Source organism: Belliella baltica DSM 15883 (assembly GCF_000265405.1).
In the GTDB taxonomy this organism is placed as follows: domain Bacteria; phylum Bacteroidota; class Bacteroidia; order Cytophagales; family Cyclobacteriaceae; genus Belliella; species Belliella baltica.
Genome location: NC_018010.1, coordinates 735,356 through 751,070, shown reverse-complemented (window position 1 = coordinate 751,070; position 15,715 = coordinate 735,356). Strand labels below are relative to the sequence as shown.

The following is a 15,715-nucleotide window of genomic DNA, read 5'->3' as shown; positions in this document are numbered from 1 at the left end:
TAAATTCACACTTGACTTTTATAGTAAGAATATGTTAGAGCAACTTCAATTTAATTTAATCTCATTTCCAGTTTTTGCAACAAGTACACTGTTTTTGTTTCTTATAATAATGAACATAAAAAGAGGGAATCAATCCGGTGAAAAATATTTTACTTTTCTCTTAATCAGTTGTTGTGTCTATGCAATATTGTACGGCTTTGAGATCATCTCAACAGAAAGAGCTTTTATCGTTGGTTTTTACAAAGCAGAATTTGTAGGTGGTGTATTTATCACACCCTTGCTTTTGGCTTTTATGCTTAAGTTTACAGGGAATGATCGGTTTTTGACCAAAAAGAACTTGATTTTACTGCTTGGTTCAGCTATTTTTTTTCTTGTTCTTTTGCTGACAAATTCTTTTCATCAGCTTTTTTATAGATCCTTTGATATTATTGAAAATAAGCACTTTTCAGCAATTCAATTTGAGGCGGGGCCTTTACACTGGATTTATGGAGGCTATAACATCACACTTGTGATCGTCACAAATATTCTTTTATTTCGGATGCTATTTTTCATCCCAAAGACTTATTCAAAACAAGTTTATGTGTTCCTTCTTGCAACACTAATTCCTTGGGCAACTCATATCATAGATTTGATTGGTTTTCATACCTATCAAGTTGATTTAGTTCCTTTTTCTTTAGCAATAAGTGCATTGATCATGTCTTTTGGATTATTTAAATTGAATATGCTCAAAACAATGCCTATAGCATTCGAGAAAATTTTTAATGAACTGAATGATGGGGTGATTATTTTGGATCAGGTTGGACATGTCGTAGCTCAAAATAAAACAGTACTAAAACAATTAGAACTTTATGCGCCTCTTGATAAGTTTAGTGTAGTCCAAAAGTGGCCAAGTCTCAAAGTTTATTTTGATCTTTTACAGGAGCCAAAACCTATGGAGTTTCAAGTAAATCCAAGACAAACATTTTTGGTAAAAAGGGATTCTGTGGTAGACTTGGAGGATCGAAACGAGGCAATTCATTATATAATATTTAGAGATATTACGATAGAAAAAAATTCTGAAGAGCGAATCAAATACAATGAAAGTAAGCTTCAGCTTGCAAATGAAAGTTTGCTGAAAAATGAAAAAATGCTGAAATCAATTGCTATGGCTACCAAAGAATTGCTATCTAATCCGGATTTTTCGATTGCTACACAAAAAGCCATTACTATTTTGGGGGAAGGTGCGTCTGTTGATAGAGCCTATCTTTTTGAAAACAGTCAGGATGAAGCAGGTAGTCTCTTTAGTTCACAGCGGTTTGAATGGAGTGCAAGTGGAGTTCCTCCACAAATTAATAACCCAGAGCTTCAAGGTTTGCCTATGAATATGTTTGGTGAGGCAGTTGATTTCTTGAAAGAAAATAAAGTTTACCAAGCAATTGTTTCCCAACTAGAGGATCATGATTTGAAGGAATTGCTAGAAGGTCAGAAAATCAAATCCATTCTTCTTATTCCAATTTTTGTTGAGAATGATTTTTGGGGTTATGTGGGCTTCGACGACTGTACCCAAGAGAAAGTTTGGAGCGAAGCAGAGGCTGCTCTTTTATTAAGTTTTGCAGATAGTATTTCTAATGCTTTGGAAAGAAAAAGTTTGGAGCAAAATCTGTTTGAATCTATGCAGCAAGCCAAAGATGCAAATATTGCTAAATCAGAATTTCTAGCAAATATGAGTCATGAAATCAGAACTCCACTAAATGGTGTGATCGGTTTTTCAGATTTATTAATGAGAACTAGTCTCGATGAAACGCAAAGGGATTATCTTAAATCTATAACCCAATCCGGTAATTTACTTTTAGAATTAATTAATGATATTTTGGATTTTTCTAAAATTGAGGCAGGAAAACTCGAGCTGAGTCCTGTGATATTGAATCTTCGGGAAATTGCTGAAGAGTTATTATCTATTTTTAAACCTAAGGCTGAAGAGAAAAATATCAAATTAATTCTTTCTCTTGATTTGAATATTCCAGAAGTGGTGGTGATGGATATTACAAGAATAAAGCAGATTATCATGAATTTGCTGAGTAATGCTGTCAAATTCACTAAAGAAGGTGAGATAGAATTAGCTATTCAAGTCAATGATATTAATCCTGCTAAGCAGATTGCTGGGATTACCTTTAGCGTCAGAGATACGGGAATAGGTATATCAAAAGAGAAAGAGAAAGTGATTTTTGAAGCGTTTGCACAAGAAGATAATACGACAACAAGAAAATATGGTGGTACAGGTTTGGGACTCTCTATTTGTAATAAACTACTAGAACTCATGGAGAGTAAACTAAAGCTTGAAACAGAGTTGGGAAGGGGAAGTAAATTTAGTTTTACAATAGATGTTCCATTTGATGAAGGGTCTTATAAATCTGAATTGGCTGATGGGACATTCCGTAAGAAAGTCTTAAATCCAAATGTACTTAAAACAAAAGCAAATAAGATTTTATTGGTAGATGATAATCCTGTCAATATGCTTTTAGCGAAGACTGTTGTGAGAAGTTTGATCCCTGAAGCGTCAATTTTTGAAGCAAAAAATGGTTTGGAGGCGATAGAGTCTTTTAAAATTCATAAACCTGATATTGTTTTTATGGATATTCAAATGCCAGAGTTGAGTGGTTATGAAGCTACTAAAAAAATTAGGGAATTTGAGCAAAATTTGAATCAAAGAGTTCCTATTATCGCCTTGACAGCAGGTACTGTAAAAGGAGAGCATGATAGATGTATAGAGGCAGGAATGGATGATTATTTGAGTAAGCCTATTTTAGTTTCTGATATTTCTGACATGTTGTATAAATACCTCAAAGGAGATAGGAAAACCGAAACACATCAATATCAATCCAAATTTGATGAATATAAGATTACTGATCCTGAGTTTTTTCTTGAATTGATAGAAGTGAGTAAAGTAAATATTTCTGAATTACGGAAAACTTTAGAATCTTATATTCAAGAGCAAAACCTGAATAAAATTAAACAAACGGGGCATGCTTTGAAAGGGGTCGCTTTGAATTTAGAATTAAGCAACCTAATTGATTTGGCATCAGAACTAGAAAGATTGAAAGAATTTCCAGCGTCTGAAAGTCAAGAAATTTTCAAAAAAACTGATAAAGAAATTCAAAAAATCATTGATACGCTGAGTGAAGAAATAGATGAAGCAAAAAAAACATAGGAGAAATCATTTGACTCCTCCTTTGTTTTTTTCTAGGAAGAAAGTTGAATTTTCGAATAACTTGAAATCCTAACTTTCTAATCTCCTTTTGGAAATTCTAATAATTTATTCGGCAATTGCTTCAACAGCTTTCCAAACTCTGAAGAAATTTTTATAGCAGATCTTTTCAAGATCTTCATTAGAATATCCTAATTTCATCAATTCTGCTATAAGGTTCGGGTACATGGAAGCATCTTTGAGTCCTTCAGGAAGACTATCTCCGACACCATCAAAATCAGACCCTAAACCAACATGATCTATTCCTACTAGTTTCACAACATGATCAATATGCTCAGCAACTTTTGATACATGAACTGTAGGCTTATTAGCTGCAGTGTAAGAGGAAATATATTCCTGTGCTGCAGAATCTCTTCTATTCAGGTTGTTTTCTTCTAGCCATTCCTGAATATGAGTCCTATTTGCAGTATTTTTCTCAGAATAAGCTTGATCTAAGAAGCTTCCTCCAAATGTAATCATCACCATTCCGTCTTTTTCAGCGATTTTTTGAATCACCTCGTCTGATACATTTCTTTCAAAACCGGGGGTAAAGTTTCGGACTGAACTATGTGTCGCCACGATAGGAGCAGTACTCAGTTCAGCCACGTCAAAAAATGTCTTATCAGTAATGTGCGAAACGTCGATAATCATGCCGAGTCTGTTCATTTCTTTGACTACGTCTTTACCAAATTCACTCAATCCTCCGTGAGTCTCTGCATCGTCATAGGAAGAATCGCCTACTAAGTTATCTTTTCCATGCGTCAATGTCATATAACGAATCCCTTTATCAAAAAAGTAAGCGACATTACTGAGATCGTCTTCGATTGCTGCTGCATTTTCTATACCCATAGGAAGAGAAAGCAGGCCTTTTTTGAAATTTTCCTCTATTTCTTCGGGAGATTTAGCAAGAGCGATTTTATCTGGCCACGTACTAGCAAGTCTTTCGACCATCATGATCAATGTATCTGCTAAAGCTTTTGCGCCTCCACTTTCTTGATATCCTGCTGGGATATATATTGCCATAAATGGTGCATCCATGCCTCCTTCTCGCGCTCTGACATAATCAATGTTTCCAGCTTCTTGCCTGTTGATAAAGTCATAAACTTCTCCTGTCATGGTATTTCCTTGATTATACATTCTATAAGGCAAGTCCATGTGCCCATCAACAAGGATTGTGTTTTTTGTAAACTCTTTAGCAATTTCAAGTCTTTCTTCGTCAGTCAGTTGTGTATAATCAACTTCTGCAGGTTTTTCGTTACAGGCAAATGTCAAGGACGCAGCAAGTGCAAGTGTTAGTATTTTTCTCATAGTGTTCAGGCTTAAGTTTCAATTTAAGAAAACCAATGAATTCCCTATCTAGAAGATTTATAAGCGGTTGAAATTTTTGCTAAAACAGATTTACAATTTTATTGTTATCAGTCATGTTGGAATTAAATGGATGAATAATTTTGTTGTTCATGATAATTGCGAATATAAAAAGTTGAAAATTCAAAAAATCTTAACCTTTACAAAATCAAATTATGAAAACTATTCAAAAACTAAGTTTAGCACTTATGCTTCCATTTATTATATGGAGCTGTGGCCCAGGGACAACTACGGAAACTTCAGAAACTACTGAGGAGATTGTCGAAGAAAGTGTAGAACCTTCATTGACAATGTTATGGGAAACTTCAGAAGAATTGATTACAAACGAATCTGTCTTGGTAGATGAAAATTCAGGGAAGATTTATGTAGCAAATATTGAAGGAAACCCAACTGAAAAAGATGGAAAGGGCTCTATTTCTATTATCAACAAAGCAGGTGAAATTATTGAAAATGTGTGGATATCTGGCATTGATGCACCAAAAGGAATGGGGATTAGTAACGGCAAGTTGTACGTAACCAATATTGACGAGTTGGTAGAGATTGATCTAGAAACAGCACAAATTAGCAATAGGATTGCTGTAGAAGGTGCACAATTTCTTAATGACGTAGATACAGATGGAGGGAAAGTTTATTTTTCTGATATGAATACTGGAAAGATCCATCTTTTTGAAAATGGAAATCTAAGTTTGTTTGCAGAAGGACAAGAAGGTATCAATGGATTGAGAATTGGGAATGACGGCACGGTATATGGTCTAGATGCTGCAGGATTGAAAAAGTACAATTCAGAGGGTAGCTTTGAGATCATCAATTCAGTTGTTACAGGCGGAGATGGCTTGATTATCTTAGACGAAAATACATTCCTAGCAAGCAGATGGCAGGGAGAGATTTATATTATCCAAAATGGTCAAGAGACAAAACTTTTAGATACTACAGCCGCTGAGTCTAATACTGCTGATATTGGATATATGGCTGAGGAGAATATAGTTTTCGTTCCTACCTTCTTCAAGAATAAGGTTGCAGCATATAAATTAAATTATTAAGGGATAAACTCAATTTAGAAATCGAGTTTCTAGCATCGAATTTCCCCATTTTGTGCTTATCTTTATAATGCAATTATCCAAAAATGATCCTTGAGAACATAAATTTTAAGAGGTCATTCTTTGGTTTTGAATGATTATAATATGAACAAGTCAGAGAATATCAATTACGAATTAGAAAAAAACATGGAAGTCATCAGTCAGCTTGATGGCTTCGTCGGTCACGCTGTGGATAACGTTCTTGTAGATCCAGACGATTGTTGGCAACCTACTGATTTTCTTCCTGACATGGGGAAATTAGATGCTTTTGATCAAGTAAAATTACTTCAAGAAAGAGCAGCTGGAATTCCTGACACTGTAATTACATCCTTGATTGGAAATATGATTACTGAGGAGGCACTTCCAAGTTATCAAACTTATTTCAATCTTTTGGAAGGCATCAATGAGGAAGGGAACTTGCTAAGCCCTTCAGGATGGGTAAGGTGGTCCAAGGCATGGACAGCTGAAGAAAATAGACATGGCGATCTTTTGAATAAATATCTTTACCTCTCGGGTAGAGCTGATATGAAAAAGGTAGAGCAAACCATACATAGATTGATTTACAATGGTTTTGATCCAAAATCTGAAAAAGATCCTTATCAAGCCATTATATATACTTCTTTCCAAGAAAGAGCTACAAAGGTATCTCACGTAAACACGGGGAAACTTGCTGACAAAGCTGGTGATGATGTGTTGTCAAGGATTTGTAAGACTATTGCAGGAGATGAAGCGAGGCACGAAAAGGCATATAAAAGCTTTATGTCTGAGATCTTCAAAATCGATCCTAATGGAGCAATTTTAGCATTTGAGAAAATGATGCGTAAGCAGATTGTCATGCCAGCAGTATTGATGGGAAAAGGAAGCCCAAACCCATCCTTGTTTGATCAATTCTCAGCAATTACTCAGAAAATTGGTGTTTATACCGGTTGGGATTATGCAAGAATCATAGATCACCTGGTGAAACTATGGGACATCGAAAAATTAACAGGCTTGAATGATGTCGCTTCAAAAGCTCAAGATTATCTTGCCAATTTAGGTGAAAGATATATGAAAGTTGCTGATAGGATGAAAGCCCCTGACGAGGTACAACTCGCATGGTTAAAGTAAAAATGACAATAAAAAAGATAGCATTGGATGATTCATTCAATGCTTTTTTTATGTCTAAATGGAACATTTTTAGTCAAATATCAATTACATGTATATACACACAAAAATGACTATGAAAACAAGAAAAGCAATACATGCGGCAGATTATCATCCGATTGCAGATTTGATAACATATAACCCGTTGCCATCTCACAAACTCAGACAGATTGATCCATTTATTTTTCTCAATCATCATGGACATCAGACTTATCCAAAAAACAACAATGGCTTGCCCTTTGGGCCCCATCCACATAGAGGAATGGAGACGGTGACTTTTATCTTGGAAGGAGATATTATGCACAAGGATTCAGGAGGTCACGAGTCAGTAATAGAAGCAGGAGGGATTCAATGGATGACAGCTGGTAGCGGTTTGATCCATGCTGAAGTCAGCTCTGAGAAGTTCAAAAAAGAAGGTGGTGACTTAGAAATACTACAACTTTGGGTAAATCTGCCTGCCAAACATAAGATGACAAAACCCAAATATATCGGCTTACAAAAAAATGAAATCAATCACTTCAAACTGGATGAAGATAAAGTGAATGTACAATTAATTTCAGGTGAATGGGAAGGTCAAAAAGGTTCCTTTGAAACGATTTCACCTATTATGTTGAGTACAATTCATCTAAAAGCAGGAGGGAAATTCACCAAGTCAATTCCTCAAGAAGAAAATGTATTCTTCTACATCGTCAAAGGTTCTGTCGAGCTCCAAGGAGAAAAGATTCCATTCAGAAATCTTGTTGAATTCAATAATGATGGAGAAAGTGTATCTGTTAAGGCTTCAGAAGATGCCATCATTATCTTGGGACATGCCAAGCCGTTCAACGAACCCATAGTTGCTCAGGGACCATTCGTCATGAATACCCAACAAGAAATCATGCAAGCTTATCAAGATTATCAGGCAGGTAAATTTGGTTCTTGGGATCATGAGTAAAAATTATATTTTTGAAGAAAAACGCACAAATCTAATAGTTGTAAGATTGTGTGTTTTTCTTTTTAATACCAAGTGAAATCCTATTCACTAAGAAATTAATTTTTCAATCTTAAAATTTTACAATTTTAATTCACATCAATGATGTCTTGAGAGATTAGACGGTATATTTCAGCTACTTGCTCGTTGTAATTCAGAAATTGAAAATGGTGGTCTAAAGTCCCATAATCGCCTCTAATGGCTGGACCTGTTTGGGCTCTTTTTGCACCTAACTCTAAGCTCTTGCTTACTGATTCGATAATCAGAGGCTTAAGCATTTCAAAATCTAAACCTTGTCTTCCCATGATTTCTTCTGATAAACGAATCATGTGATTGGTGAAATTACTGGCGAAAACAGCAGCAACATGTAAGGCTAATCTGTCCTTTGATTTTACTACAAAAACACTTGGGGAAAGGCTTTTTGCTAGTTTTTTTAATTTCTGTAAAGTTTCCTGATCCTCAGATTCTATCAAAAAAGGCACATCTACAAAATCGACTTCTCTCCCTTTAGAAAAGGTTTGCAAAGGATAAAAGATCCCTGTATATGAAGCTGAACTATAACCTAACATGCTTAAGGGAACGGTACCTGAAGTATGAACAAGTATACTCTCTTCAGGAAGGATGATTTCATCGGCAAGATCTGAGATGGCGGCATCACTTACAGCCAAAATAAAAATCTCCGCTTTACTATCAGAAAAATCCAAGTCACTTTTGGCATCGGCTACATAAACTTTTTCTGTTAGTTTTTCTGCATCATTGATGTCTCGCGCATAGATCTCGGTAATAGTGTGACCAGCATTTTCTAAAGCAGGTACCAAGTGGTTGGCGACATTTCCAGTACCCAAAATAGCTATTTTGAACTTCATGATTGAAATATAAAAAAAATATTATGAACCCAGAACAGTAATAAAGCTCTTACTTAGGAAAGAAAAGCGATTCATGATTTTTTGAGAGGATAATTATGGAGTTTAACTAAGAATTTATCCCTGCAAATCTAAAATATAATTTTAGATTTGCAGGGATAAAGACTAGAATTGAATCAATAATATTTTCTTTTAATTTCTCCAATTTTCATTACTGAATTGATTAAAAGTGCTAGTCCTGTACTTCCTAAAATTGATATATATATCCAATATTGGTAGCCATTAATACTTGCCGAAATACTTTTTGTTGCTGCTGTTTTGTGATAATAAATAACAAGAGCAATTATAATTAAACCTATTAAGCCACTTAAAAATGCCTGTTTAATTTCTGATTTCTTTTTTTTCTATGTTCAGTATTTAACCATTCTTTATCAGAGATTATTTTTCTTTTCATATTTTTGATATAAATCATCTTATAATTTCGTTCAGGAAATCTCGCAATCCAATCACATCAATATTTGATTCGTAGGCATACTTTTCTATACCTGGCGTGATGATATAGAGTTTTTCTAAGCCTAAATCTTCCATTGCCAAATAACTCCCTTTGGTCAATTTGGGAGAAAGACTGAGTTTGATTTCCGCGGCAGCGAGCCATCGGTTATTGACCCATCTATCATATTTCAACTTTATATCTATTTTTATTTCTATTATATTTCAATTTAAGATTCACCAATATCATTTGAATATGAAAAACCTAATTCTACTCTTCTTCAGTTTTTTGATTATCCAAACTTCCTTTGCGACCGAGTTGTATCATGCCATCAGCAGCTATCAAGCAGATGCGAGTGCGCTGAGTAGAAAATATAACAACCCCAATTCAGAGGAATATTTTCAAAGATTTGATAAGCTATATTCTGATTGGTTGAGTGCATTGCAGGCGATGCCATATGAGAGGTACTCTCTTGATGGGAAATTGGATTACCAGATTTTCAAGAATTACTTGGAGAAGCAACAGTACTTTCACCAATCAGCTTATGAGGAATTCAAAACTGTTAAAAATGTTGTGGATTTTGGAAAGCCTTTAGAGGATTTTTATCAAAAAAGAAGAGCAGCTATCAAGCCTAATGCACAAGAGCTAGCGGCTACTTTTGATCAAGTAGTAAGGCTTGCCAAAAACAAATGGGAGCAGATAAAGAAGGCTAAGCCATACACATCTTGGCAACAAGCAGAACTTGCTGCAGCTGTGGTGGAATCGCTGAGGAGAAATACAGATGAGGCTTATAGATTTTATTTTGACTATGATCCGGAGTTTACTTGGTGGATGAAAAAGCCTATGGAAAGTCTGAATCAGACTTTGAAAGCCTATTCTAGTTTTCTTCAAAGTCACTTTGAAAATACTGTGGTCAAGGATGATGGATCAGGAATTATAGGAAAGCCAATTGGCAAGATCAATATTGAAAAAGAATTGCAGTACAATATGATCCCCTACACGGCTGAGGAGTTGATCAAAGAGGGCGAAAAACAATATGCTTGGTGTGAAGCTGAGATGATCAAAGCCTCAGAGGAATTGGGTTTTGGTAAAGATTGGAGAAAAGCTTTGGAGCATGTCAAAAACCAATATGTTCCAGCTGGAGTATGGCCGGGGATGGTGGTCGAAATGGCTGATGAAGCCATCGATTTTGTGGAGGAGCGCGATTTACTCACAATTCCTGACATGGCAAAAGAAACTTGGAGGACAACGATGATGTCAGCCGAGAGGCAAAAAGTAAGTCCATTCTTTTTGGGAGGAGAGTCGATTTTGATTTCTTACCCTACTTCTGAAATGTCTCATGAAGATAAGATGATGAGTATGCGTGGCAATAATCCACACTTCTCTAGAGCTGTGGTGCATCATGAATTGATCCCTGGCCATCATTTGCAGCAGTTTATGAATCAGCGTCATTTTCCTCACAGAAGGATGTTCAACACGCCGTTTTGGGTAGAAGGTTGGACTTTGTATTGGGAGTTCAATCTTTGGGACAAGGATTTTCCTAGAAATGTAGAAGATAAAGTAGGAATGCTTTTTTGGAGAATGCATCGGGCAGCAAGAATTGTTTTTTCACTGAAATATCACTTAGGAGAATGGACACCACAGCAGTGTATAGACTTTTTGGTAGATAAAGTTGGACACGAAAGAGCCAATGCAGAAGCAGAAGTTCGCAGATCCTTTGAAGGAAGCTACGGACCGCTTTATCAATTGGCATACATGATTGGTGGTACTCAAGTCTATCAATTGAGACAAGAAATGGTCGAAGGGGGAAAGATGACCGAAAAGGAATTTCACGACTATTTCATTACACAAAATTACATGCCGATTGAACTCCTCAGGGCAAGGATGAAAGAGGATTTGCCGAGAGATTTTAGGAGTTCTTGGAAGTTTTTGAAGTAAAGTCACTTCCCAAATAAATAAAACCTTAGTAAGAAGGTAGCGTTTCCATAGTTATGTTCGTCTAGTAAAAAAATGTTTATGAAAACTCTACCTCTTATTTTATTTATTCTCCTAGCATTTCAGGCAAATGCGCAAGAAGGAAAAGGAAAACCGCAGTCGTCTTTGTTGCTCTATCCAGAAGTTTATCAAATTGCAAAAGTTGAATTGTCAGAAGCAGGACTGTTAAGTGATTTGGTCAATTTTTGTGATGCGGCAACATTCAGTTTGATTGAGGTGGAAAAAGGATACGAGATTATGCGGATTTATCCTCAAAGTGTGGGTGCAGAACTAGCCGCTATGAATTTTGAAGATCAGTTGAATAAAGAATTGGAAGGAAAAGCAAAAGTTGTAAGTATCAAGTCCTATGGGAGAGAATATTTGCCACAGGTTTATGTCAATCAAATATCAAAGGGAAGTGTGAGGATAAGAGTGGATTGAATTTATCAATATTGACATTTTAGATACTTTGGATGCCTTGAGATTTGCTTCCTTTTCAAATCAGATAAAAAGACTATTTTTGTAACTATGCTATCCAAAAAAACTAAATATGCTTTTCATGCCCTGACTTACTTGGGTAAAAATAGAGATCAAAAGACCGTCTTGATTCAAGATATCGCCGCTGCTTATGGTATCTCCCACAAATTTTTAGAAAACATCCTCTTAGAGTTAAAGAAAGCAGGGATTCTTGGCTCAAAAAAAGGAAAAGGTGGAGGTTATTATTTGATCAAAGAACCTAAAGATGTGGCTTTATCAAAAGTGATTAGACTATTGGATGGTCCGATAGCCTTGTTGCCCTGTGTGAGTTTAAACTATTACGAACCCTGTGCAGAGTGTCAAAGTGAAGCTGAATGTGGACTCAATAAGGTCATGATTCAAGTAAGAGACGAAATGCTTAATGTATTGGAAAACAAATCATTAGCAGACATTTTAGATAAAGAGTAAAATTTTTTCTCCATAAACCCTATTATTTTTATATAGTTTGTATACTTTTGTAATTCAACTTTTAATAAAAGTATTATGATTCTGGATCAACCGATCAAAAAATGGTTTGTGGACAACACAGGAAAGGATAGCAATATCAAGAGTTTCCTGAAATCTATTTCCTGGAGGATTGTCGGAACATTCGACACCATTGTCATATCATATTTCATTACTGGCCAATTGAAAATGGCTCTATCGATAGGTTCAATTGAGGTAATCAGCAAGATTGTCCTCTACTATTTTCATGAAAGAGTTTGGGAAAAATTCACAAAAGAGAAAAAAGATGAACATACAAAAGAGTTTGCCTGAGTTAAGGCTTAAGATAGATGAGTTGGGTCCTGTAAACGGCTTACAATTCCTAGCTGATCTTTTTCGAGAAAAGGTTGTTTTTTCTACTTCTCTGGGTCAAGAAGATCAAGTGATTACTCAAATGATTGCAGACAATTATATCCCCATACATATTTTTTCTTTGGATACAGGGAGGTTATTTCCTGAAACTTTAGACTTGATCGCCCGCACAGAAAGTAAATATAAAAAAAGAATTGAAGTGCTTTATCCAGAGCAATCTTCGGCGGAGTCTTTGGTCAGAGAAATAGGAATTAATGGTTTTTATGATTCAGTAGAAAACCGGAAATCTTGCTGCTATGTCCGAAAAGTTGAACCACTTAAGAGAGCTTTGGCAGGAAAAAGCATATGGGTAACTGGGTTAAGAGCGGAGCAAAGTCCAAATAGAAGTGATATGCAAAAGTTGGAATGGGATGAAGCCAATCAAATTATCAAATACAATCCATTGCTTGATTGGTCTTATGATGAAATGATCGCTTACATCAATCAAGAAAACATACCCTACAATCCCCTGCATGACAAAGGATTTATCAGCATAGGCTGTGCTCCCTGCACGCGAGCAATCTCAGAAGGCGAAGAAGCCAGAGCAGGAAGATGGTGGTGGGAAGAATCGAAGAAAGAGTGTGGATTGCATGCTAAATAGATGAAAAACATAAGACGCAAGATTCAAGACAGCTTTAACCAAACTTCAATATTCATCATTCGGAATTCATTATTAAAAATTTAGAATATCGAATAAAGAATATTGAAGTGGGTAACAAATGATTCAAGACTTTAGTCTTTGACCAAAAACTTGCAGTCTTCAGACTGCTAATAAAATTACAGAGATAAAACATGAAAATGATGGCTGTTGCAATTTTCGACAAAAATCTAAATTCTAAAATTTAAAATAAATATGTCAAACCTATTCATACCAAATCCAAAAGAAGCAGAATCTATTCATATTTTGAGAGAAGTTGCAGCTCAATTTGAGAAGCCTGTATTACTTTTTTCTGGTGGGAAAGACTCCATTACTTTGGTAAGATTGGCACAGAAAGCATTTTACCCGGCGAGAATTCCTTTTCCGCTTTTACATATTGACACCGGTCACAATTTTCCAGAGACCATAGCATTCCGAGATCAGCTAGTCGAAGAACTTGGCTTGGAATTGCTTGTCAGAAATGTACAAGATTCAATCGATCAAGGAAAAGTTACCGAGGAGCGAGGAAGGTATGCGAGCCGAAATACGCTTCAGACGACCACTTTACTGGATGCGATAGAAGAATTTAAGTTTGATGCTTGTATCGGGGGAGCTCGAAGGGATGAGGAAAAGGCAAGGGCAAAGGAACGTGTGTTTTCAGTAAGGGACGATTTTGGTCAGTGGGATGAAAAAAACCAAAGACCAGAACTTTTTGATATGCTTAATGGGAAAATCCAGCAAGGTCAAAATGTAAGAGTTTTCCCCATCTCAAACTGGACAGAATTGGATGTTTGGGAATATATCAAAAATGAAAACATGAAAATTCCCTCTATCTATTTCGCTCACAAAAGGGAAGTGTTCTTTAGAGATGGGATGGTATGGACAGCAAATCAGCATGTTTACAGAGATAATTCTGAGAAAGTAGTAGAAAGAATGGTGCGATTTAGAACAGTTGGTGACATGACTTGTACAGCTGCTGTACTTTCAGATGCGGATACCTTGGAAGCAGTTGTTGATGAAATTCGACTTTCAACCATCTCAGAACGAGGAGCAAGAATCGACGACAAACGCTCCGAAGCATCGATGGAAAAGCGGAAGAAAGTAGGGTATTTTTAGAAGCAAGAGTCAAGAGATAAGATTCAAGAAGGGAAATTCGTAGTCATCAGTATTGTAACTTTCTCAAGTAGAAAATGTAAAAAGTAATTCAAAAAATCTGTGGAATCTGCGAAATCCGCGAGAGTAAAAAATAGTAAAATGGCTGAAAATAGAAAATTAATAAAAATAGCTACTGCCGGTTCGGTGGATGATGGGAAGAGTACTTTGATTGGAAGATTATTGTATGATACAGGTTCACTAACTTCTGATAAATTGGAAGCAATCGAAAGAAATAGCAAACAACGTGGATATGATTACTTGGATTTTTCTTTGGCGACAGATGGATTGGTAGCCGAGCGGGAACAAGGAATTACCATCGATGTAGCGCATATTTATTTCAATACCGACAAGACCAATTTCATCGTAGCTGATACACCAGGTCATGTGGAATACACAAGAAATATGGTTACAGGGGCTTCGACTTCTCAAGTTACCATTATCTTAATTGATGCTAGAAAAGGTGTGATAGAGCAGACTTATCGCCATTTTTTTATCAGCAATTTGCTAAGATTGAGTCATGTGGTTGTTGCGGTCAACAAGATGGATTTGGTTGACTATGATGAAGAGGTGTATTTGAAAATCAAATCTGATTTTGAGGAATTGGTTGCGAAAAGTAACTTCTCTACAGACCAAATCACCTTTATTCCAATTTCTGCTTTGAAAGGCGAGAATATTGCCAAAAAATCTGACTTGATGAATTGGTATATCGGAAATACACTTTTAGATCACCTAGAAGTTTTGGAACCGGCAGATTTACAAGAAAGTAGTGCTGCAAGATTCCCTGTTCAATTTGTCATCAGACCAAAAACAGAAGCTTACCACGACTTCAGGGGTTTTGCAGGGAAAGTTTACGGTGGAAATCTGAAAAAAGGAGATAGCATCACGGTTTTGCCTTCAATGACAACCTCCAAAATCAAATCCATTCACTTTTTTGAAAAAGAAGTAGAAGAGGCAGCAATAGGTTCATCAATCACGATTACTTTGGAAGATGAGGTGAATGTGAGTAGAGGTGATACCATCGTGAAAAATTCCGATTTGCCAAAATCAGAAAAATCAATCTCTGCAACCATCTGTCAAGTCAATGCCAAACCATTGAAGGTTGGAGATAAATATACGCTTCAACATGGAGTCAACAGAGTCCTAGCGAAAGTTGAGAGCATTCAGGGAAGAATACATACGGATTTTTCTGGAGAAGAGGCAACCGATCAGTTAAAACTCAATGATATCGGACAGGTGACATTCAAATTGAGCAAAGCGATTCACTTTGATTCTTATAAACAAAATAAATCAACAGGCAGCTTTATTTTGATAGATGAAGGTTCATTTGATACAGTCAGTGTTGGGTTTATAAATTGAAGATTTTAGAAGGTAGATTTTAGAATCTACTAAAAATCAAAACATATAAGGTACATGAAACACATTGTACATCGTACTTGGTACTTTGTACA

General features: G+C 36.0%; 14 protein-coding genes. 11 read left to right on the top strand and 3 right to left on the bottom strand.

The features are described 5' to 3' along the window. Positions 1–31 precede the first annotated feature (31 nt). Positions 32–3,187, top strand: a complete 3,156-nt coding sequence (locus BELBA_RS03490) for a histidine kinase N-terminal 7TM domain-containing protein (RefSeq protein WP_014771370.1) — start codon at positions 32–34, stop codon at positions 3,185–3,187. 105 nt (positions 3,188–3,292) lie between these two features. Here BELBA_RS03490 and BELBA_RS03485 read toward each other — a convergent pair whose 3' ends face one another. Next, positions 3,293–4,531, bottom strand: a complete 1,239-nt coding sequence (locus BELBA_RS03485; RefSeq protein WP_014771369.1) for a dipeptidase — start codon at positions 4,529–4,531, stop codon at positions 3,293–3,295. Positions 4,532–4,743: 212 nt separating this feature from the next. Here BELBA_RS03485 and BELBA_RS03480 point away from each other — a divergent pair, with 212 nt between their 5' ends. From BELBA_RS03480 to BELBA_RS03470, 3 genes are all read left to right on the top strand, one after another. Next, complete coding sequence (locus BELBA_RS03480) at positions 4,744–5,628, top strand: YncE family protein (RefSeq protein WP_014771368.1); 885 nt, start codon at positions 4,744–4,746, stop codon at positions 5,626–5,628. A gap of 141 nt (positions 5,629–5,769) precedes the next feature. Then, positions 5,770–6,771, top strand: a complete 1,002-nt coding sequence (locus tag BELBA_RS03475; RefSeq protein WP_041779214.1) for an acyl-ACP desaturase — start codon at positions 5,770–5,772, stop codon at positions 6,769–6,771. Positions 6,772–6,883: 112 nt separating this feature from the next. Next, complete coding sequence (locus BELBA_RS03470; RefSeq protein WP_014771366.1) at positions 6,884–7,741, top strand: pirin family protein; 858 nt, start codon at positions 6,884–6,886, stop codon at positions 7,739–7,741. A gap of 125 nt (positions 7,742–7,866) precedes the next feature. Here BELBA_RS03470 and BELBA_RS03465 read toward each other — a convergent pair whose 3' ends face one another. Further along, positions 7,867–8,643 carry a Rossmann-like and DUF2520 domain-containing protein gene (locus BELBA_RS03465; protein ID WP_014771365.1) on the bottom strand — a complete coding sequence of 259 codons (777 nt, stop codon included), beginning with the start codon at positions 8,641–8,643 and terminating at the stop codon, positions 7,867–7,869. Between the two features lie 465 nt (positions 8,644–9,108). Continuing rightward, the gene (locus BELBA_RS03460; protein ID WP_041779213.1) at positions 9,109–9,324 is read right to left on the bottom strand and encodes a hypothetical protein; all 216 of its coding nucleotides are present in this window, start codon (positions 9,322–9,324) and stop codon (positions 9,109–9,111) included. A gap of 61 nt (positions 9,325–9,385) precedes the next feature. On the opposite strand from BELBA_RS03460, the gene BELBA_RS03455 reads away from it, so the two are divergent. The 7 genes from BELBA_RS03455 to BELBA_RS03425 all read left to right on the top strand — a co-directional run bounded on the left by BELBA_RS03455 (position 9,386) and on the right by BELBA_RS03425 (position 15,623). After that, positions 9,386–11,068 carry a DUF885 family protein gene (locus BELBA_RS03455; RefSeq protein WP_014771364.1) on the top strand — a complete coding sequence of 561 codons (1,683 nt, stop codon included), beginning with the start codon at positions 9,386–9,388 and terminating at the stop codon, positions 11,066–11,068. A gap of 78 nt (positions 11,069–11,146) precedes the next feature. Continuing rightward, complete coding sequence (locus tag BELBA_RS03450; RefSeq protein WP_014771363.1) at positions 11,147–11,545, top strand: hypothetical protein; 399 nt, start codon at positions 11,147–11,149, stop codon at positions 11,543–11,545. An 87-nt stretch (positions 11,546–11,632) separates the two neighbouring features. Continuing rightward, entirely contained in the window at positions 11,633–12,049 is a 417-nt protein-coding gene (locus tag BELBA_RS03445; RefSeq protein WP_014771362.1) for an RrF2 family transcriptional regulator, read from the top strand. A gap of 75 nt (positions 12,050–12,124) precedes the next feature. Continuing rightward, entirely contained in the window at positions 12,125–12,397 is a 273-nt protein-coding gene (locus BELBA_RS03440) for a DUF2061 domain-containing protein (RefSeq protein WP_014771361.1), read from the top strand. Then, entirely contained in the window at positions 12,372–13,076 is a 705-nt protein-coding gene (locus tag BELBA_RS03435; protein WP_014771360.1) for a phosphoadenylyl-sulfate reductase, read from the top strand. Before BELBA_RS03440 ends, BELBA_RS03435 begins: the two co-directional genes overlap by 26 nt. A 252-nt stretch (positions 13,077–13,328) precedes the next feature. Then, a complete protein-coding gene (gene cysD, locus BELBA_RS03430) occupies positions 13,329–14,228 on the top strand; it encodes a sulfate adenylyltransferase subunit CysD (RefSeq protein WP_014771359.1) in 900 nt (299 codons plus the stop codon). A 138-nt stretch (positions 14,229–14,366) separates the two neighbouring features. Next, positions 14,367–15,623, top strand: coding sequence for a sulfate adenylyltransferase subunit 1 (locus BELBA_RS03425; protein WP_041779500.1), 1,257 nt, complete (start codon positions 14,367–14,369; stop codon positions 15,621–15,623). The last annotated feature ends 92 nt before the right edge of the window (positions 15,624–15,715 follow it).

What these genes read in the sequence shown, in the direction of transcription:
- BELBA_RS03480 (WP_014771368.1), top strand. Translation starts at nt 4,744, where the DNA reads ATGAAAACTATTCAAAAACTAAGTTTAGCACTTATGCTTCCATTTATT.
- BELBA_RS03470 (WP_014771366.1), top strand. Translation starts at nt 6,884, where the DNA reads ATGAAAACAAGAAAAGCAATACATGCGGCAGATTATCATCCGATTGCA.
- BELBA_RS03450 (WP_014771363.1), top strand. Translation starts at nt 11,147, where the DNA reads ATGAAAACTCTACCTCTTATTTTATTTATTCTCCTAGCATTTCAGGCA.
- BELBA_RS03445 (WP_014771362.1), top strand. Translation starts at nt 11,633, where the DNA reads ATGCTATCCAAAAAAACTAAATATGCTTTTCATGCCCTGACTTACTTG.
- BELBA_RS03475 (WP_041779214.1), top strand. Translation starts at nt 5,770, where the DNA reads ATGAACAAGTCAGAGAATATCAATTACGAATTAGAAAAAAACATGGAA.
- cysD (WP_014771359.1), top strand. Translation starts at nt 13,329, where the DNA reads ATGTCAAACCTATTCATACCAAATCCAAAAGAAGCAGAATCTATTCAT.
- BELBA_RS03435 (WP_014771360.1), top strand. Translation starts at nt 12,372, where the DNA reads ATGAACATACAAAAGAGTTTGCCTGAGTTAAGGCTTAAGATAGATGAG.
- BELBA_RS03465 (WP_014771365.1), bottom strand. Translation starts at nt 8,643, where the DNA reads ATGAAGTTCAAAATAGCTATTTTGGGTACTGGAAATGTCGCCAACCAC.
- BELBA_RS03425 (WP_041779500.1), top strand. Translation starts at nt 14,367, where the DNA reads ATGGCTGAAAATAGAAAATTAATAAAAATAGCTACTGCCGGTTCGGTG.
- BELBA_RS03440 (WP_014771361.1), top strand. Translation starts at nt 12,125, where the DNA reads ATGATTCTGGATCAACCGATCAAAAAATGGTTTGTGGACAACACAGGA.
- BELBA_RS03485 (WP_014771369.1), bottom strand. Translation starts at nt 4,531, where the DNA reads ATGAGAAAAATACTAACACTTGCACTTGCTGCGTCCTTGACATTTGCC.
- BELBA_RS03455 (WP_014771364.1), top strand. Translation starts at nt 9,386, where the DNA reads ATGAAAAACCTAATTCTACTCTTCTTCAGTTTTTTGATTATCCAAACT.
- BELBA_RS03490 (WP_014771370.1), top strand. Translation starts at nt 32, where the DNA reads ATGTTAGAGCAACTTCAATTTAATTTAATCTCATTTCCAGTTTTTGCA.